The following is a 17,940-nucleotide window of genomic DNA, read 5'->3' as shown; positions in this document are numbered from 1 at the left end:
CCCGGAGCACACCTCCCGCGCGGGCTCGGTCCGAAGCGGCCGCATATCCTGGTAGGCAAGTCCCACTGTCCTGAGCTCGTGCGGTGTTCCGTGACGAGTGCGTGTGTAGAGAGGTCGACGATGTCCACCGATTCCCAGCCGGCGATCAGCCGGGACGAGGTCGCGCATCTCGCGCGACTGTCCCGCTTGGCGCTCGACGACGACGAACTCGACCGTTACGCGGCGCAGCTCGACTCGATCCTGAGCCACGTCGCGCAGATCTCCGAGGTGGCCGCCGACGACGTGCCGCCCACCGCGCATCCCGCCGAGTTGCGCGACGTGCTGCGCGAGGACGTCGTCGTCCCGAGCCTGACCGCAGAACAGGCGTTGTCGGGGGCGCCCGCCGTCGAACGGGAGCGCTTCGCCGTTCCGCAGATTCTGGGAGAGGAATGAGCGTGAGCGACACCCGCAGCGCGAACGAGATCACAGGCCTGTCCGCAGCCGACCTCGCGGGCAAGATCGCCGCTCGCGAACTGTCGTCGGTCGAGGTAACCCGGGCACACCTCGACCGCATCGAGCAGATCGACGGACAGCTGGGCGCATTCCTGCACGTCGGCGGCGACGAAGCGCTCGCCGCGGCGGAGGCGGCCGACCAGGCGATCGCTTCGGGTGAGGCGCCGTCCGCTCTGGCCGGCGTCCCGATCGCGCTCAAGGACGTCTTCACCACCGTCGACGCCCCGACCACCTGTGGGTCCAAGATCCTCGAAGGATGGGTCTCGCCGTACGACGCGACCGTCACGGCCAAGCTCCGTGCCGCGGGCATCCCGATCCTCGGCAAGACGAACATGGACGAGTTCGCGATGGGCTCGTCGACCGAGAACTCGGCCTACCAGGTGACCCGGAATCCGTGGGACACCACGCGTATTCCGGGCGGTTCGGGCGGCGGCAGCGCCGCGGCACTCGCCTCGTACCAGGCGCCGCTGGCCATCGGCACCGACACCGGCGGCTCGATCCGACAGCCGGCCTCGGTCACCGCGACCGTCGGCGTCAAGCCGACCTACGGAACCGTGTCGCGCTACGGACTCGTGGCGTGCGCGTCGTCGCTCGATCAGGGCGGCCCCTGCGGACGCACCGTGCTCGACACGGCGCTGCTGCACGAGGTGATCGCCGGGCACGATCCGCGCGACTCCACCTCCATCGACGCGGCGATTCCCGATGTCGTCGGCGCCGCGCGCGCCGGCGCGTCCGGCGACCTGTCGGGTGTGCGCATAGGCGTGGTGAAGCAGTTGCAGGGCGAGGGCTACCAAGCCGGTGTGCTGGAGTCGTTCCAGGCGGCGTGCAAGCAGCTGACCGATCTCGGCGCGACGATCGTCGAGGTCGACTGCCCGCACTTCTCGTACGCGCTCGGCGCCTACTACCTGATCCTGCCGTCGGAGGTGTCGAGCAACCTGGCCCGCTTCGATGCGATGCGGTACGGGCTCCGGGTCGGCGACGACGGTTCGCACAGCGCCGACGAGGTCATGGCACTGACCCGCGAGGCCGGCTTCGGCCCGGAGGTCAAGCGCCGCATCATGATCGGGACGTACGCGCTGAGCTCCGGTTACTACGACGCGTTCTACGGTCAGGCGCAGAAGGTGCGCACGCTCATCGCTCGCGACTTCGCCGCGGCATACGAGGACGTCGACGTGCTGATCTCCCCGACCACCCCCACCACGCCGTTCAAGCTCGGAGAGAAGGTCGACGATCCGCTGTCGATGTATCTGTTCGACCTGTGCACGCTGCCGGTGAACCTGGCGGGCACCGCGGCGATGTCGGTTCCGTCGGGGGTCTCCTCCGACGACGGACTCCCGGTCGGCCTGCAGATCATGGCACCGGCACTGGCCGACGACCGGCTGTACCGGGTCGGTGCGGCCTACGAGGCGGCCCGCGGGCCGGTCGGCTGACAGCCTGCCGGCATGTTCCCGGCGGCGAGCCCCTGCTCGACGCCGTAACGGTGCCCGTGTCCCGCGGGAACCTTCAGTGAGCCCGCGAGGTCGAGGACGGTACCGACCATCGACACGACCGGCAGCCACGGCGGAGACTCGCTGTGGTGCCGGTCGTCGCCGTCTCCGGGAATGCGGTCGATCGGATGCCACAGCAGCGACGGAGCGAACCCGGGGACGGGATCGTCGGCGTTGGCCAGCACCACCCGCCGCTCGCACGGTGCGACCCGGTCGACCGACCCCGCCGGCGGCCCGGCGAGCACTGTCCCGGCGAGTTCGACCCCGGAGTCGTTCGCCCAGCGGCGCGCGGCGTCGGCTCCCACCGCTCCCAGGCTCTGCCCGGCGAGGTACACGCGGGGCCGCCGCGCTTCGGGCAGGCCCGAGATACGGGACCAGACGGCGTCGAGGACCGCGGACGCGGAGGTCCCCGCACGATCCGGGGAGGAGATGAACGCCCGCCACGACGCGACGTCGTCGTACTGCAGGGCGACGACCCGGACCGATCCGCCGAAGTACCCGGTGAAGCCGTCCACCGTTCCGGCGTCGATCCATCCCGAGCCGGTTGGCACGGCCACCACGACCGCGCGTGCTTCGCGACCGCCGTCGGCCACCCAGCGATCGGCCAGGCGCTCGGCGCGGTCCCGGACCGAGCCGGGTTCGCTCAGCGGGCTGTAGAGCATCACGGGGCGCTCGGGAACATCCGGTCCCGACGCCTGTGCGGGCGCGGGCAGCCCGATCGACGCCGCCGCGACCACCGCGACCATTCCGAAGCCGGCCCACACCCGTCCTGGGATCGCGACGACCGCGGCCGCGGCGGCGACCGGGATCGCGCACACGGCCAGGACCCACCCGGGGCCGATCGGCGGGGCACCCACCGCGGCCCGGACCGCCGACTCGTGACGCGCCGCGAGCCCGACGGCCGCACCGGCGACCACGAGCCCGGCGGCGAGGACGCCCCCAGAGACCGGGGCAGGTGGACGGTCACCGATCCGGTCTCGAAGCGCGCCGACGCCGGCACCGACGGCCATCCCGAGAAGAGTCAACGCGAGGCCGGCGACGGCGGCGACCAGCGCGGAGCGGGGGAGCATGCCGGGGGCGAGAGCCAGCAGGCGACCGGCGAGAGCGCCGGCGGCCACCGCGGGACGCACCCGCAGGCGGTTCATCGCAACCCCACTGTCTCTGCGGTTCGGGAGAGATAGCCGAGGACGATCGTGCCGCCCGACTCGCGCACCGGCGGGCCCGAATGCTGCCGCCAGGTGTTCACCGCCAGGCCGGTCCGCGCGGTCTCGGCGGCGGCGTGGCACAGCGGATCGTCGCAGACGGCGTGCATGTCGTCGATCAGTCGGCCGTCGAGGGCGGTGCGAGCCCAGGCTCCCGCGGGCCGGCCGGTGGAATCGGAGTACCGGAGCAGGTCGTATCCGAGATCGTGCGCACGGCAGGCGTCGGTGAATCGGTCCGGCAACGGGACCGGCGAGGAACAGTCTCCGGCCGGGTTGAGGGGGCGGCCGTCGATCACCACCGGTCGATACCCGAGTCGTCGGGAGAAGTCGGCGGGCAGATCGCGCATGGCGTCGAGCGGACGGTCGCCGACCAGGTCCGCGATGGCGCGTTCGGCGGCTGTGGCCGGCCGGGCCGGGGGAGCGGCCCGATGCGAGTCCGCCAGCGCCGAGCTGATCGGCAGCAGCCCGAGGACTCCGACGGTCAACGCCGCGCCGGTCGAGAGCCGGACGACCCACCGGCGGATACCTTGTCGCCCAGGGGAATCGGCTGAGTCAGCGGAGGTGTTCGAGGTCATGTCCCGAACGCTATGGCCGGGTGGCACCACACCGGATCGCTCGCAACGGGGGTCTTGCACCCCGCGCGCGAGAGTGAGACCGCAGGGAACCCTGCGACTGGGGAACCGGTCGGATCTCACTCTCGCGGGGGAGGTGGCGACCCGGCTCGGGCTCCTATCGTCGAACTGTGAAGTCTCCCTCTGCCGTCCGTCGCCGGACCGCCGCCGCGGTCGGGCGGGTCCGTGACCGGATCGCGCTCGACCGCATCAGCGACCCGGCGCTGCACCGATACCTGTCGCACTGGCGCAACTGGCTCGCCGCCCTGGCCGCGGTCAGCATGATCTCGGTGTGCTGGCCGGTGCTCGGCGAGGTCACTCGCCTGCCCGCGTTCCTCCTGCCCGCCTTCGCGATCCTCGGCTGCGGCGGCATCGCGCTCGTGTTCGCCGGCGAGGAGGCGGTCAGGTACGGCTGGGCGTCAACGGTCATCACCTCGGCCGTCGCGTCGTTGGTTCCCAACGACGGACCGTGGCCGATGCCGATCCCGTTGTTCCTGGCGCTGCTGGCGATGACCGTCGCGGCGCTGTGGACCCAGCCGCTCAAGCGGCTGCCAGTGGTGCTGGCCGCCGTCGCGGGCGCCTTCGTCGTCGGCTTGCCCTTCGATGCGCTGGTGGGCTGGATCTTCGGGCTGGTCGTCGTCGGCATGGCCGTCGCGTTCCTGCGCTACCGTGCTCGCTCGCAGCGCGAGATCGCGGAGCAGACCGAGGAGACCGAGGTGCTGCGAGCCCGAGAGGCCGTACTCGCCGAACGCTCACGCATCGCGCGCGACCTGCACGATATCGTCGCGCACCGCATGTCGATGGTGGTGGTGATGGCGCAGACCGCACCCTACCGGCTGGCCGCGGCCGCCGATGCCGAGGAGGTGGGGCCCGGGGCCAAGGCGGAGTTCGACGCGATCGCCGACGCCGCCCGCGAATCGCTCGACGAGGTGCGCCAGCTGCTGGGCGTGCTTCGCCCGCACGGCGACGCCGCGGACACCGCGGCGCTCGCTCCGGTCCAGGGCCTCGGCGACGTCCCCGAACTCATCGAGGGCGTGCAGGCGGTGGGCGTGGATGTGGAACTGACCGACACCTCCGACCATTCGTCGGTGGCGCAGACGGTCGGCGCTGCCGTGTATCGGATCGTTCAGGAGGCGGTCACGAACGCCACCCGCCATGCGCCCGGGGCGGCGATCGCGGTCCGCATCGAGGAGGATCCCGTGCACGAGGGGAGACTCGACGTCGAGATCGTGAACGGGTTGGCGACGCAGCCGCTCGGCGCGACCGTCGGCGGCGGGCACGGCATCCTGGGAATGACCGAACGCGCCCACGCCGTCGGCGGGAGTCTCACCGCGGCGGCGCGGCCGGGCGGCGGTTTCGCCGTCCGCGCATCTCTGCCGATCGGTCCGTCGGTGAGGGCGGTCGCGTGAAGCGCCCGGGCGTGAGCGCCGCGCCGCGGCCCGGCGCACTAGGCTGACCCTCGTGCCGACCACTGTCCTCATCGCCGACGACCAAGCGATGGTCCGCGCCGGTTTCGCGGCACTGCTGGGCGCCGCCGACGACATCACCGTGCTCGGGGACGCCGAGGACGGGCAGGTCGCCGTCGACCAGGTGCGCCGCCTCAAACCCGATGTGGTCCTGATGGACGTCCGGATGCCGCGACGCGACGGCTTGTGGGCCGCGGAGCAGATCATCTCCAGCGGGTCGGCCACCAGAGTCCTGATGCTGACGACCTTCGACATCGACGATTACGTGTACGCCGCCCTGCGGATCGGTGCGTCGGGCTTCCTGCTCAAGGACGCGCCGGCAGACGAGCTCGTGCGCGCGGTCCGAGTGGTGGCCGCTGGCGACGCGCTGTTGGCGCCCTCGGTCACCAGACGCCTGATCGAGCAGGTCACCTCCCGGACCACGCGCAAGGCCACCGCGGCCGCCGACTCGCTCACCCCGCGGGAACTCGAGGTGCTCCTGACCGTCGCCGACGGCAAGTCGAACGGTGAGATCGCCGCCGAACTGTTCGTCTCCGAACAGACGGTGAAGACCCATGTGAGCAACATGCTGGCCAAGCTGGGTCTGCGCGACCGCGCGCAAGCGGTGGTCTTCGCCTACGAGAACGGCCTGAAGTAGGAGGTCGATGCCGCGCACCGGTCCGGAACTGGCCGACGTGCTGCCACCGGGCACGGATCGTGTTGTGATGGACGCGAACCCGGTTTCCTTTCAGAGAGGGGTCGCACCCGATGGCGCGCTTCGGCATTCTGACATCCGGCGGAGACTGCCCCGGTCTCAACGCGGTGATCCGCGGAACCGTCCTGCAGGGCAGCACGGTCCACGATCAGGAGTTCGTGGGATTCAGAGACGGGTTCTGGGGGCTGGTGTACGGCGAGGCGATCGACCTCGACCGATCCGTGGTGCGAGGCATCTCCCAGCAGGGCGGCACCATTCTGGGAACCAGCCGCTTCGGTCCGTACACCGAACCCGACGGCGGGCCGGAGAACATCAAGCGGGCACTCCAGCGGATCGGGGTGGACGGCGTCATCGCCGTCGGCGGCGACGGGACCATGGCGGCCGCCAACAGACTGCTCGGCGACGGCATTCCGATCGTCGGCGTGCCCAAGACGATCGACAACGACCTGCAGGCGACGGACTACACTTTCGGTTTCAACACCGCGGTCGAGATCGCGACCGAGGCCGTCGACCGGCTGCGCACCACCGGCAATTCGCACAAGCGGTGCATGGTTCTGGAGGTGATGGGCAGGCACGCCGGATGGATCGCGATGTACGCGGGTGTCGCGGCCGGCGCCCACGCGATCCTCATTCCGGAGCAGCAGGAGTCGCTCGAGCAGATCTGCGAGTGGGTGGTCAGCGTCCGCGACCGTGGTCGTTCGCCGATGGTCGTCGTCGCCGAGGGCTTCATGCTGCCGGAGATGGAGCAGGCGCACTCGTACAAGGGCATGGACGAGTTCAACCGGCCGCGGCTGGGCGGGATCGGCGAGATCCTCGCGCCGCTCATCGAGGAACGGACCGGGATCGCCACACGCGCCACGGTGCTCGGCTACATCCAGCGCGGCGGTGTGCCCAGCGCATGGGACCGGGTCCTCGGCACCCGCTTCGGCCAGGCGGTGAGCGACCTCGTCGCGGACGCGGGGTGGGGGTCCATGGTGGCACTGCGCGGCACCGACATCGTCCGGGTCCCCTTCGAGGAGGCCGTGGGCCACACCAAGACGGTGCCGCTCGAGTACTACCGCGGAGCGCGCGCGATCTTCGGCTGAGGGCTAGCGGTTCTTCGGGATGATCGCCCAGAGCAGCAGGTACAGAAGCACCTGCGGGCCCGGGAGGATGATCGACGCGACGAAGGCGACGCGGACCCAAGTGGAGTCGATTCCGAAGTACTCGGCGATGCCGCCCGCGACACCGCCGATCATCTTGTCGGTGGTCGAGCGGGTGAGTCGTTTGGCGGGGCGGACGGGCTCGGCGTCGTACGCGTCGCCGGCTCCCGGAAGGGCTGGATCGGTCATGGTGTTCTCCTCGGTTCGGATCGGTCTCGGTTCGGGCGTCCGCCCGATGACTCGAACGTAGGCCCCGGCGGCGCTATCGGGCATCGGGAAGCACCCTGACTTCGGCCCCCAGATACGATGGGACGCATGAGTGCCGCTATCGACGAACTGATGGACTTCGACGACGTCATCGAGACTTACGACCCGGTCATGGGCATGGAGGTCCACGTCGAGCTCGGCACGGCGACCAAGATGTTCTGCGGTTGCCCGACCACGTTCGGCGGCGAGCCGAACACCCAGGTGTGCCCCGCCTGCCTGGGTCTGCCGGGGGCGCTTCCGGTCGCCAACGCGAAGGCCGTCGAATCCGCCGCGCGCATCGGCTTGGCGCTGAACTGCTCGATCCGGGAGTCGAGCGTGTTCGCGCGGAAGAACTACTTCTACCCGGACCAGCCGAAGAACTATCAGATCAGTCAGTACGACGAGCCGATCGCCTACGACGGCTACCTCGACGTGCTGCTGAGCGACGGCACCACCTGGCGGGTGGAGATCGAGCGCGCCCACATGGAGGAGGACACCGGTAAGTCGCTGCACATCGGCGGCGCCACCGGGCGCATCCACGGTGCCAGTCACTCGTTGCTCGACTACAACCGCGCGGGCGTCCCGCTCGTCGAGATCGTGACCCGCCCCATCGAGGGTGCGGGCGAGCGCGCACCGGAGGTGGCCCGCGCGTACGTGACCGCCCTGCGCGATCTGCTCAAGTCGCTCGACGTGTCCGACGTCCGCATGGACCAGGGATCGATGCGCTGCGACGTGAACCTGTCGCTGATGCCCAAGGGCGCCGCCGAGTTCGGCACCCGCACCGAGACCAAGAACGTCAACTCGCTCAAGTCGGTCGAGGCCGCGGTCCGGTTCGAGATGAGCCGGCAGGCCGCGATCCTGTCGGCCGGCGGCGAGATCATCCAGGAGACCAGGCACTTCCACGAGTCGGACGGAACCACGTCGGCGGGCCGTCGCAAGGAGACCGCCGAGGACTACCGTTACTTCCCGGAGCCGGACCTGCCCCCGGTGCTCGCGAGCCCGGAGTGGGTGGATTCGCTGCGCGCCACTCTGCCGGAGTTGCCGTGGATCCGCCGCGCCCGCATCCAGGAGGAGTGGGGCGTGTCCGACGAGGTGATGCGCGATCTGGTGAACGTCGGCGCCGTCGACCTCATCATCGAGACGGCCGAAGCGGGTGCCTCACCCGACGCCGCCCGCAGCTGGTGGGTGTCGTTCCTGGCCCAGCAGGCCAACACCCGCGAGATGGAGCTGGCGGAACTCGCCATCACTCCCAAGCAGGTCGCCGAGGTGATCGGCATGGTCGACGAGGGCAAGCTGACCAACAAACTGGCCCAGCAGGTGGTCGTCGCCGTGCTCGACGGTGAGGGCGAGCCCGCGCAGATCGTCGCCGATCGCGGTCTCGAGGTGGTCCGGGACGATTCCGCGCTGCAGAAGGCGGTCGACGAGGCACTCGCCGCGAACCCCGATATCGCCGACAAGATTCGCAGCGGCAAGGTGCAGGCGGCAGGCAAGATCGTCGGCGATGTCATGAAGGCGACCCGCGGTCAGGCCGACCCGGCCCGCGTCAAGGAACTGGTCCTCGCCGCGTGCGAGTGATGATGCGCGCGCTCAGGTGAGGTCTTCGCCGGCCTTCGGGAGGTAGATCGCGACGCGATCGTCGTAGCTCTTCACGTCCGCACCTCGGGTGGCCTTGTTGACGGTGGCCATCTGCGCAGCCCCCGCGACACTGGTCATGCGGCCCACCGCTCCGTACGACTTGCGGAAGTCCTGCGGGCTCGGCTTGCCGACCGATGTGCTTCCGGCGGCCGGCCGCATGAACGTGTCGAGCCGCTGTGCCTTGGCGATCGACACCGCTATCCAGTCCTTGCCGACGGCGCAGCCGCTCACCCCCGGCCGATTGGGCCAGCTCCACAGCGTCTGCAGACCGCGAGGGCCGACCAGGGAGAGCCGATCGCCCGGCGCGCCGCTGTCGGCGACGTACAGCTGGCCGTCGGAGGCCGGTGACGGGCAGAGCGCGACGTTCGACCCGAGCCCCGACGCACGGATGTCGGGCTTCGGGTCCGCGACGTTCGGGTCGATCGAGAAGATCTTGCCCGCGAGCGAGGCCGGGTTCGACGCGGCGGCCGGATCGCCCGCATCGCCGGTCGCGACGATGAGCTCGGTCGGCGACGCGAACGAGATCGATCCCATGTTGCCGGTCGCGCCCTTCGGGATACCGGTGAGAATCGGCTTCACCGACCCGGTGGGGGCGATCCGGACCACGCGATTGTCGGACCCGGTGGTGATCAGCGCGTAGATCAGCTGATCCTCGGCGTACGTGGGCGACATCTCGAAGTCGACGAGCCCGCCGTCGCCGGAGGCGTCCACCTCCACGCCGGCGACCGCACGCTGCGGACCGTACCGCTTGGACAGAATGATCTTGCCGGTGGTCCGTTCGGCGACGTACGTACTGCGTCCCGACGAGTCCGCGGGCCGCACACCTCCGGTGGACGCCAGACACGTGGCGATCACCGCCGGATCCGGGTCGACGCAGGGCCCGGTCGGCGGGGGACCGCCGCCCTGATCGTCCGACGGAGGCGCCGGAGGCTGCTCGGGGGCCTGCTGCATGGTGGGCGGCGCAGTGAAGGAACCCTGGTCGGCGGCCTGGTCCTCTTCGCTGAAGTTCACACACGACGTCGACGCCAATACGACGGCCACCGCGGACGCCGCGGCGAGCAGCGCGCGGCCGGCAGTCCGGGAGTGTGATGGCATTCCACCACTCTAACGATCGTTACCAAATCGTCGGGTGCCGCTCGGCCCTCACGCGGGCGCACGGCCATAGAGTCGGTAACCGTGAGTAGTTCCGATGACAAGCCAGGGACCGGAGGGGATCCGTCGGCTGCGGGCAGTCCGTACGATGAACCGACCGACGCCATCGAGCGACCTCGGGTGCGTCGGCCGAAGCCCGACAACGACAGCTTCTTCGACAGGCACGGCCGCAGGCCGGAGCCCGCGGTTCAGGATGCGATCGACGAGAAGGCCGCACGCGAGGAGGCCGTCGAACTCGACGAGTCGCCCACTGAGACGCTGCCGGTCACCGAGCCGACCGAACCCGTAGCCACGCTGCCCGACGGTTCACCGCCGGACGATGACGCGAAGACCGCGGTGATCATCAGTTCGGGGGGTGCCGCAGCCACGGAGAGCCCGATCAAGAAGAGCTCGTCGGACGAGCCGGTGCACACCGAGCCCTTCGTCAACGACGAGGACGACGGTGAGGACCCCGGCGAGCGCAGGGGATACGCGGAGCATCTCACCGAACCGCCGCTGCCTTACATCGAGCCGCAGCCCACCGCACCGCTGCTCGAGCCCGAAGACGACTACGTGGGGGCACCGCAGCCGCGCGACGAAGAGGAGTACGTCGCCCAGGCTCCGGAGCCGGTGATCCGGCGCGGAACGCTCGATCTCGGCTTGCTCATTCTGCGCGTGGTGGTGGGCGTGACGTTCACCCTGCACGGTCTCCAGAAGCTCACCGGCTGGTTGAACGGACCCGGGCCGGACGGCTTCGCGCAGTTCCTCGCCAACAAGCCGAATCCCGGCATCGGGTTCCACGACAACGCCACGACGGCGCTCTCACTCGTCGCCGGAGTCAGTGAGACCGCGGGCGGCATCCTGCTGATCCTGGGGCTGCTGACGCCGATCGCCGGGGCGGCGGTGCTGAGCAGCATCCTGGTGGCAGGCACCTACAAGGCGACGCTCGCCGGCGGCCTCTGGTTCTTCTCGGCCGACGGCGGAGGCAACGGGCTCGAACTGGAGATCGTGCTGGCCGCCGCGGCGGCGGCGCTGATCCTCACCGGGCCCGGCACCTACTCCTTCGACCGTCGCTGGGGATGGTCGCGCAGGCCGGCCTGGGGTTCGGCCGCCTGGTTCATCGTCGGCGTCGGCGTCGCCGTGGCCGTCTGGATCGTTTTCAACGGCACCAATCCGCTCGATTCGCCGGGGAACCCGACGTCCTGACGTACTCCTGAACTCATATGCCGTATTCCGTGACCCGAATCGGGTCACGGAATACGGCATGAGTGCTTTCAGCCGACAGTGTTCAGTCGACGACGCGGACGGCGCCCTTGTCGGCGGAGGCCGCGAGCTTCGCGTACGCGCGAAGCGCCTTGGTGACCGGACGCTGGCGGTCGCGCGGCGTCCACGGGTGCTCGGAGGCTTCCATCTTGGCGCGACGCTCCGCCAGGGTCTCGTCGTCGACGAGGACCTTGAGGGTGCGGGATTTCACGTCGATGAGGATTTCGTCGCCGTTCTCCACCAGACCGATGTCGCCGCCGGCCGCGGCCTCCGGGGAGGCGTGGCCGATCACCAGGCCCGACGATCCGCCCGAGAAGCGGCCGTCGGTGACCAGACCGCACTTCTTCCCCATGCCGGTGCCCTTCATGAAGGCCGTCGGATGCAGCATCTCCTGCATGCCGGGCCCGCCGGCGGGCCCCTCGTAACGGATCACCAGCACCTCGCCCGCCTGCAGTTCCTTCGACAGGATGGCGTGCACCGCGTCCTCCTGGCTCTCGACGACGCGCGCCGGGCCCTGGAAGTGCCACAGCGACTCGTCGACGCCGGCGGTCTTCAGGATGGCGCCGTCGCGGGCCAGGTTGCCGTGCAGCACGCACAGTCCGCCTTCGACGGTGTAGGCGTGCTCCTTGTCGCGGATGCAGCCGTCGGCGGCATCGGTGTCGAGCGACTCCCAGCGGTTGGAGGTGGAGAAGGGTTCGGTGGTGCGGACGCCGCCCGGGGCCGCGTGGAACAGTTCGATCGCCTGATCGGTGGCCGTGCCGCCACGGATGTCCCAGTCGGCGAGGTAGCTCTCGAGCGACGGCGCGTGAACGGGATGGACGTCGGTGTTGAGCAGACCGGCGCGGTTCAGCTCACCGAGGATCGCGGGGATGCCGCCGGCGCGATGCACGTGCTCCATGTAGTACTTCGGTGAATTGGGCGCCACCTTGGCCAGGCACGGAACGTTACGTGAGATGCGGTCGATGTCCTTCAGATCGAAGTCCACCTCGCCCTCCTGGGCCGCGGCCAGGATGTGCAGAACGGTGTTGGTGGATCCGCCCATCGCCACGTCGAGCGCCATGGCGTTCTCGAAGGCCTGGCGGGTGGCGACGTTGCGCGGCAGCACCGACTCATCGTCGTCCTGGTAGTAGCGCTTCGCGATGTCGACGATCAGCTCGCCGGCGCGCGTGAACAGGTCGCGGCGTGCGACCTGGGTGGCCAGCGTCGATCCGTTGCCGGGCAGCGACAGCCCGAGCGCTTCGGTGAGGCAGTTCATCGAGTTGGCGGTGAACATGCCGGAGCACGACCCGCACGTCGGACAGGCGGACCGCTCCACCTCCAGCAGTTCCTTGTCGTCGACGTTGCTGTCGGCGGACGCCGAGATCGCGTCGATCAGGTCGGTGCCCGGGCGCACGACGCCGTTGATGACGACCGATGTGCCCGCCTCCATCGGTCCGCCGGAGACGAACACGGTGGGGATGTTGAGACGCATCGCGGCGTTGAGCATGCCCGGCGTGATCTTGTCGCAGTTCGAGATGCAGACCAGGGCGTCGGCGGTGTGCGCGTTCACCATGTACTCGACGGAGTCGGCGATGATCTCGCGGCTCGGCAGCGAGTACAGCATGCCGCCGTGACCCATCGCGATGCCGTCGTCGACGGCGATGGTGTGGAACTCCTTGGCCACGCCGCCGGCCTCGCGCACGGCGTCGGCGACGATCTCGCCGACGTTCTTCAGATGCACGTGACCCGGGACGAACTGGGTGTACGAGTTGGCGATCGCGATGATCGGCTTCCCGAAATCGTCGTCGGTCATACCGGTGGCGCGCCAGAGGGCGCGGGCGCCGGCGGCTTCACGGCCGACGGTTGTGGTGCGAGACCGCAGGGCTGGCATGGAATTCCTCGCTAGAAATCGCTGAACTGGACCCGGACGGGCTGACGATCCGGGATGTCCTTCAACTTTACGCTCAGCTGTCCAGAGTTATTCCCGGCCTCGGTACCGGCGACGCCGACGGCGGAATCCGCCGGGGCGCGGGGGCGTCAGATCTGCAGGACCGCCTTGGCGATCGAGAAGTAGATGATCAGACCCGTCGCATCGCAGAAGGTGGAGATGAACGGGGTGGAGAACACTGCGGGATCGACGTGGATGGAGCGCGCCACCAGCGGCATGATGCCGCCGACGGTCGCCGCGACCGTGCAGACCGAGAGGATGGTCAGCCCGATGACGGTACCGATGCCGATGTCGTAGACCAGTCCTGCGACGAGGAATCCGACGACGCCGAGGGCGGCGCCCATGGTGGCGCCGACGCTCATCTCTTTGCCCGCGACTCGGAGCACATCGGACGTGGTGACCTCGTCGGTGGCGAGCGCACGGGTCACCGTGGTCGCCGCCTGCGAGCCGGTGTTGCCGCCGATGCCGGTCAGGAGCGGAATGAACAGTGCGAGGGCCACCTTCTGCTCCAGAGTGCCCTCGAAGATCTCCAGGACGTTCACCGTGAGGATCGCCGAGATCGCCAGCACGAACAGCCACACCACTCGCGCGCGGGTGATCGCGAACGTCGAGGCCTGCAGGTACGGCGTCTTCAGCATCTCGCGGGCGCCGGCGCGCGCCTCGTCCTCGTCGCGGGCCGCTTCTACCACCTCGGCGGCGTCGTCGAGGGTCAGGACGCCGAGCAGTCGGTCCTCGTTGTCGACCACGGGCATCGCCATGATCGACCGGTCGATACAGCGCTGGGCGGCCGACTCGGCCGGTTCGGCGGCGTAGGCGAAGATCGGCGCCTTCGTGTGCTCGGCGACATCGGTGTCCGGATCCGAGAGCAGCAGATCGCGCAGGCTCGCCACGCCGATCAGGCGGCGCTGGTGGTCCACCACGGGCACCGTGTAGATGGTCTCGGCGTGCCGCCCGCGCGCCTTGATCCGCTCGATCGCCGTGCGGCAGTCGTCGTCGGGGAAGACGTGCACGAACTCCGGACTCATCCGGCGTCCCACCGACCCGCGCCGGAACCCCAGGACCACCGCCGTCGTCTCGCGCTCGGCGGGGGAGAGGGAGCGGATCAGCGCCTTGGCGACGTTCGCGGGGAGCTCGTCGAGCAGCTCCGCGCGGTCGTCGGGGTCCAGATGGTCGAAGGCGTCGGCCACCTCCGCGGTCCCGAGCGAACTGATCAACGCGGCCTGCGCGGTGGAGCTGAGGTCGTCGAAGACCTGCACGGCGTCGTCCTTGGCGAGCAGCCGGAAGGCGATGGTCCGGTCGCCCTCGTCCATCGCGTCGAGGATCGCGGCGGCGTCCTGCGGGGCCAGTTGCGAGAGTTCGCGGCCCACGAACGCCAGCCGGCCGTCGTCGATGGCGCTCTGCAGGGCCTTGGCGGTGAGTGTCGTCATGGGCTCCGTGTCGGCGTCGTTGGCGGATGCGGGCGCGGCGAGCGCCCCGGTCAGCGAGCGGACAGTCGGGCGTCCCGCTCGGCGGCGAACGGATCGGGGATGCGGCCGCCGCTGGCGTTCGACAGCGCGGGCAGATCGGAGAAGCCGACCGCGGGCAGACGCACGCTCGATCCGTCTCGGGCCACCAGGCGCACCGCGCCCCAGCGCGGGAACCGGATGCCGTCGACGTCGTGCCACGGGAGGCGGCTGGTGCCGAAGGTGCCGACGGCGGTGACGCCCTGCTCGTCGACGATGGTGCGGAGCCGGTGAATCCACCACGCCAGCGCGATCGGCACGATGACAGTCCAGGCGAAGCCGGCGACCGAGATCCCCATCAGCATGATGACGAGCAGAAACGCGACCGGCACCGCGAAGTAAGCGATGCGCGAGATGGAGAAGACCTTGGACGACTCACTCATATTCCCCATTGTCTCACGCACCGCGCCGGGCGCAGGTCACAGCTTCGGGCGAGAGGGAATGATTTGACGCGAGACCCGGAACTGGCCTACTTTGTCCACGTGATGAATCAGAAGCTTCTCGTAGTAATCGGTCGGCGCGTCGACGCCTGATCGGTCACTTCGTAGACCTTCAGATACCAATTACGACGCGCCCCTCGCACAGCCTCGCTGGCGGGGGTTTTTTCTTGTCGGGAGCCGGACGAGAAGTCCCTCCGGCCTGATCGGGAATCGCGTGGAAGAGCAGAACACAAGAGGATGAGGATCGTGCAGTGAGTACTCCAACAGCACGCGGGTCGTCGACCCGACCGCAGTCGCCGTCCACCGAGGGCATGCGCTCACCGGGCGCCGTCGTCGCACCCGAACGGGTCACGGGCGCGCAGTCCGTGGTCCGGTCGCTCGAAGAGCTCGGCGTGGAGGTCGTGTTCGGCATTCCCGGCGGCGCCGTGCTCCCGGTCTACGACCCCCTGCTCGACTCGCAGCGGGTCCGGCACGTGCTCGTCCGTCACGAGCAGGGCGCCGGACACGCGGCCACCGGCTACGCACAGGTCGCCGGCCGTGCCGGCGTCATGATGGCGACGTCCGGCCCGGGCGCCACCAACCTGGTGACGCCGTTGGCCGACGCCCAGATGGACTCGGTCCCGGTGGTCGCGATCACCGGCCAGGTCGGGCGCTCGCTCATCGGCACCGACGGCTTCCAGGAAGCCGACATCTCCGGAATCACGATGCCGATCACCAAGCACAACTTCCTGGTCAGCAGCGCGGCGGAGATCCCCCGGATCATCGCCGAGGCCTTCTACATCGCGGAGTCGGGCCGGCCCGGCGCGGTGCTCGTCGACATCCCGAAGGACATCCTGCAGGCGCAGACCACGTTCTCGTGGCCGCCGCAGTTCGAACTGCCCGGCTACCGTCCGGTCACCAAGCCGCACGGCAAGCAGATCCGTGAGGCCGCGCGGATGATCGCGCAGTCGAAGCGTCCCGTGCTGTACGTCGGCGGCGGCGTCATCAAGGCCGAGGCCTCCGAGGAACTGCGTGAACTCGCCGAACTCACCGGCATCCCCGTCGTCACGACGCTGATGGCGCGCGGCGCGTTCCCCGACAGCCACGATCTGCACATGGGCATGCCCGGCATGCACGGCGCGGTCGGCGCCGTCGCCGCCCTGCAGCGCAGCGATCTGCTGATCACCCTCGGCGCCCGCTTCGACGACCGGGTCACCGGACAGCTCTCGTCCTTCGCTCCGGAGGCCAAGGTGATCCACGCCGACGTCGATCCGGCGGAGATCGGCAAGAACCGGGAGGTCGACGTCCCGATCGTCGGTGACGCCAAGGCCGTCATCGCCGACTTGATCGAGGCCATCCGCGCCGACCTCGCCGCGGGCGGGGCCAAGCCGGACATGGTCGACTGGTGGGAGTACCTGCGGGACATCCGCAACACCTACCCGCTGAGCTACGACAAGCAGTCCGACGGCTCGTTGTCGCCGGAGTACGTCATCGAGCAGCTCGGCAAGGCCGCCGGCCCCGACGCCGTGTACGTCGCGGGCGTCGGCCAGCACCAGATGTGGGCCGCGCAGTTCGTCAAGTACGAGAAGCCGCGCACCTGGCTCAACTCGGGCGGCCTGGGAACGATGGGCTACTCGGTTCCGGCGGCGATGGGCGCCAAGGCCGCGGCTCCGGACAAGGAGGTCTGGGCGGTCGACGGCGACGGATGTTTTCAGATGACCAATCAGGAGCTGGCCACCTGCGCCATCGAGGGCTTCCCGATCAAAGTCGCACTGATCAACAACGGCAATCTCGGCATGGTCCGTCAGTGGCAGACGCTGTTCTACGACGAGCGGTACTCGAACACCGATCTGGCGACGCACTCGCGGATGATCCCGGACTTCCTCAAGCTCGCCGAGGCGCTGGGCTGTGTCGCTTTCCGCGTGGAGCGCGAAGAGGACGTCGCACCGACGATCGCGAAGGCCCAGGAGATCAACGACCGCCCGGTGGTCATCGACTTCATCGTCGGCAAGGACGCCCAGGTGTGGCCGATGGTCGCCGCGGGCACCGGCAACGACGAGATCATGGCCGCGCGCGACATCCGGCCGCTGTTCGACGACGAGGAGTCGGCCGCCGACCCGGCGGAGATCCACGACGCCATGATTCGTGAGCAGGCCACGAGCGAAGGGAACCAGCAGTGAGCACCCATACTCTGAGCGTTCTGGTCGAAGACCGTCCGGGCGTGCTCGCCCGCGTCTCGGGCCTGTTCTCCCGGCGCGGATTCAACATCGAGTCCCTCGCCGTCGGTCCCACCGAGCTGAAGGGCATCTCGCGGATGACCATCATGGTCTCGGTGGAGGACTTCCCGCTGGAGCAGGTCACCAAGCAGCTCAACAAGCTCGTCAACGTGATCAAGATCGTGGAGCAGGAGCCGGCGAACTCGGTCTCCCGCGAACTGATGCTGATCAAGGTCCGCGCCGACGCGTCCAACCGGAGCGAAGTGATCGACGTGGTGAATCTGTTCCGCGCCAAGGTCGTCGACGTCTCACCGGAGTCGGTGACCGTCGAGGCCACCGGAACCTCGGACAAGCTCGAGGCACTCCTGCGGATGCTGGACCCGTACGGCATCCGGGAGATCGCGCAGTCGGGCGGTGTCACGCTCGGCCGCGGCCCCAAGAGCATGTCCGCCAACCGCTGACATCTCGAGCTCGGTTCGCCGAGTGAAGCGTCAGACCCCGGTCGCG

Annotated in this window: 16 protein-coding genes; 9 read left to right on the top strand and 7 right to left on the bottom strand. The window is 69.4% G+C overall.

The annotated features are described in order from the left end of the window. Nucleotides 1-120 precede the first annotated feature (120 nt). Both gatC and gatA read left to right on the top strand, forming a co-directional pair. Nucleotides 121-432 (top strand): Asp-tRNA(Asn)/Glu-tRNA(Gln) amidotransferase subunit GatC, encoded by a 312-nt coding sequence (gene gatC / locus Y710_RS07240; RefSeq protein ID WP_062366971.1) that lies wholly within the window; start codon nucleotides 121-123, stop codon nucleotides 430-432. Continuing rightward, nucleotides 429-1,922, top strand: coding sequence for an Asp-tRNA(Asn)/Glu-tRNA(Gln) amidotransferase subunit GatA (gatA, locus tag Y710_RS07235; RefSeq protein WP_006895920.1), 1,494 nt, complete (start codon nucleotides 429-431; stop codon nucleotides 1,920-1,922). The genes gatC and gatA overlap by 4 nt, the downstream gene beginning before the upstream one ends. On the opposite strand, the gene Y710_RS07230 is transcribed toward gatA, so the two are convergent. Together Y710_RS07230 and Y710_RS07225 are read right to left on the bottom strand one after the other, a co-directional pair. Then, a complete protein-coding gene (locus Y710_RS07230; RefSeq protein ID WP_006895921.1) occupies nucleotides 1,892-3,124 on the bottom strand; it encodes an alpha/beta-hydrolase family protein in 1,233 nt (410 codons plus the stop codon). The genes gatA and Y710_RS07230 overlap by 31 nt on opposite strands. Next, nucleotides 3,121-3,756, bottom strand: coding sequence for a hypothetical protein (locus Y710_RS07225; protein WP_081598084.1), 636 nt, complete (start codon nucleotides 3,754-3,756; stop codon nucleotides 3,121-3,123). The genes Y710_RS07230 and Y710_RS07225 overlap by 4 nt, the downstream gene beginning before the upstream one ends. 167 nt (nucleotides 3,757-3,923) lie before the next feature. Between Y710_RS07225 and Y710_RS07220 the strand changes: the two genes are divergently transcribed. The 3 genes from Y710_RS07220 to Y710_RS07210 all read left to right on the top strand — a co-directional run bounded on the left by Y710_RS07220 (nucleotide 3,924) and on the right by Y710_RS07210 (nucleotide 7,037). Beyond that, nucleotides 3,924-5,201, top strand: coding sequence for a sensor histidine kinase (locus tag Y710_RS07220; protein ID WP_006895923.1), 1,278 nt, complete (start codon nucleotides 3,924-3,926; stop codon nucleotides 5,199-5,201). A 52-nt stretch (nucleotides 5,202-5,253) separates the two neighbouring features. Next, the gene (locus Y710_RS07215) at nucleotides 5,254-5,895 is read left to right on the top strand and encodes a response regulator (RefSeq protein WP_006895924.1); all 642 of its coding nucleotides are present in this window, start codon (nucleotides 5,254-5,256) and stop codon (nucleotides 5,893-5,895) included. A gap of 110 nt (nucleotides 5,896-6,005) precedes the next feature. Then, complete coding sequence (locus tag Y710_RS07210; protein WP_006895925.1) at nucleotides 6,006-7,037, top strand: ATP-dependent 6-phosphofructokinase; 1,032 nt, start codon at nucleotides 6,006-6,008, stop codon at nucleotides 7,035-7,037. 3 nt (nucleotides 7,038-7,040) lie between these two features. Here the strand turns inward: Y710_RS07210 and Y710_RS07205 are convergent, their stop codons facing one another. Then, nucleotides 7,041-7,283 carry a PspC domain-containing protein gene (locus tag Y710_RS07205; RefSeq protein WP_006895926.1) on the bottom strand — a complete coding sequence of 81 codons (243 nt, stop codon included), beginning with the start codon at nucleotides 7,281-7,283 and terminating at the stop codon, nucleotides 7,041-7,043. A gap of 126 nt (nucleotides 7,284-7,409) precedes the next feature. On the opposite strand from Y710_RS07205, the gene gatB reads away from it, so the two are divergent. Continuing rightward, a complete protein-coding gene (gatB, locus tag Y710_RS07200) occupies nucleotides 7,410-8,915 on the top strand; it encodes an Asp-tRNA(Asn)/Glu-tRNA(Gln) amidotransferase subunit GatB (protein WP_006895927.1) in 1,506 nt (501 codons plus the stop codon). Nucleotides 8,916-8,927: 12 nt separating this feature from the next. Here gatB and Y710_RS07195 read toward each other — a convergent pair whose 3' ends face one another. Continuing rightward, nucleotides 8,928-10,070: a PQQ-dependent sugar dehydrogenase gene (locus Y710_RS07195; protein WP_062366969.1), complete on the bottom strand. Its 1,143-nt coding sequence runs from the start codon at nucleotides 10,068-10,070 to the stop codon at nucleotides 8,928-8,930. A gap of 81 nt (nucleotides 10,071-10,151) precedes the next feature. Here Y710_RS07195 and Y710_RS07190 point away from each other — a divergent pair, with 81 nt between their 5' ends. Then, nucleotides 10,152-11,312: a DoxX family membrane protein gene (locus tag Y710_RS07190; protein ID WP_231650254.1), complete on the top strand. Its 1,161-nt coding sequence runs from the start codon at nucleotides 10,152-10,154 to the stop codon at nucleotides 11,310-11,312. 82 nt (nucleotides 11,313-11,394) lie between these two features. Here the strand turns inward: Y710_RS07190 and ilvD are convergent, their stop codons facing one another. The 3 genes from ilvD to Y710_RS07175 all read right to left on the bottom strand — a co-directional run bounded on the left by ilvD (nucleotide 11,395) and on the right by Y710_RS07175 (nucleotide 15,181). Beyond that, entirely contained in the window at nucleotides 11,395-13,239 is a 1,845-nt protein-coding gene (gene ilvD / locus Y710_RS07185; RefSeq protein ID WP_045538712.1) for a dihydroxy-acid dehydratase, read from the bottom strand. Nucleotides 13,240-13,385: 146 nt separating this feature from the next. Continuing rightward, nucleotides 13,386-14,723 carry a magnesium transporter gene (mgtE, locus tag Y710_RS07180; RefSeq protein WP_062366966.1) on the bottom strand — a complete coding sequence of 446 codons (1,338 nt, stop codon included), beginning with the start codon at nucleotides 14,721-14,723 and terminating at the stop codon, nucleotides 13,386-13,388. 50 nt (nucleotides 14,724-14,773) lie between these two features. After that, nucleotides 14,774-15,181, bottom strand: coding sequence for a PH domain-containing protein (locus Y710_RS07175; RefSeq protein ID WP_006895932.1), 408 nt, complete (start codon nucleotides 15,179-15,181; stop codon nucleotides 14,774-14,776). A 308-nt stretch (nucleotides 15,182-15,489) separates the two neighbouring features. Here Y710_RS07175 and Y710_RS07170 point away from each other — a divergent pair, with 308 nt between their 5' ends. Both Y710_RS07170 and ilvN read left to right on the top strand, forming a co-directional pair. Continuing rightward, on the top strand, nucleotides 15,490-17,397 hold the full coding sequence (locus tag Y710_RS07170; protein ID WP_081598085.1) for an acetolactate synthase large subunit: 1,908 nt from the start codon (nucleotides 15,490-15,492) through the stop codon (nucleotides 17,395-17,397). Then, nucleotides 17,394-17,894: an acetolactate synthase small subunit gene (gene ilvN / locus Y710_RS07165; RefSeq protein WP_006895934.1), complete on the top strand. Its 501-nt coding sequence runs from the start codon at nucleotides 17,394-17,396 to the stop codon at nucleotides 17,892-17,894. The genes Y710_RS07170 and ilvN overlap by 4 nt, the downstream gene beginning before the upstream one ends. Nucleotides 17,895-17,940 lie beyond the last annotated feature (46 nt).

The sequence above is a fragment of the Gordonia sp. QH-12 genome (genome assembly GCF_001578675.1).
GTDB classification, from domain to species: domain Bacteria; phylum Actinomycetota; class Actinomycetes; order Mycobacteriales; family Mycobacteriaceae; genus Gordonia; species Gordonia sihwensis.
The sequence above is the reverse complement of the archived record's forward strand: the minus strand, read 5'-3'. Positions and strand labels throughout refer to the sequence as shown.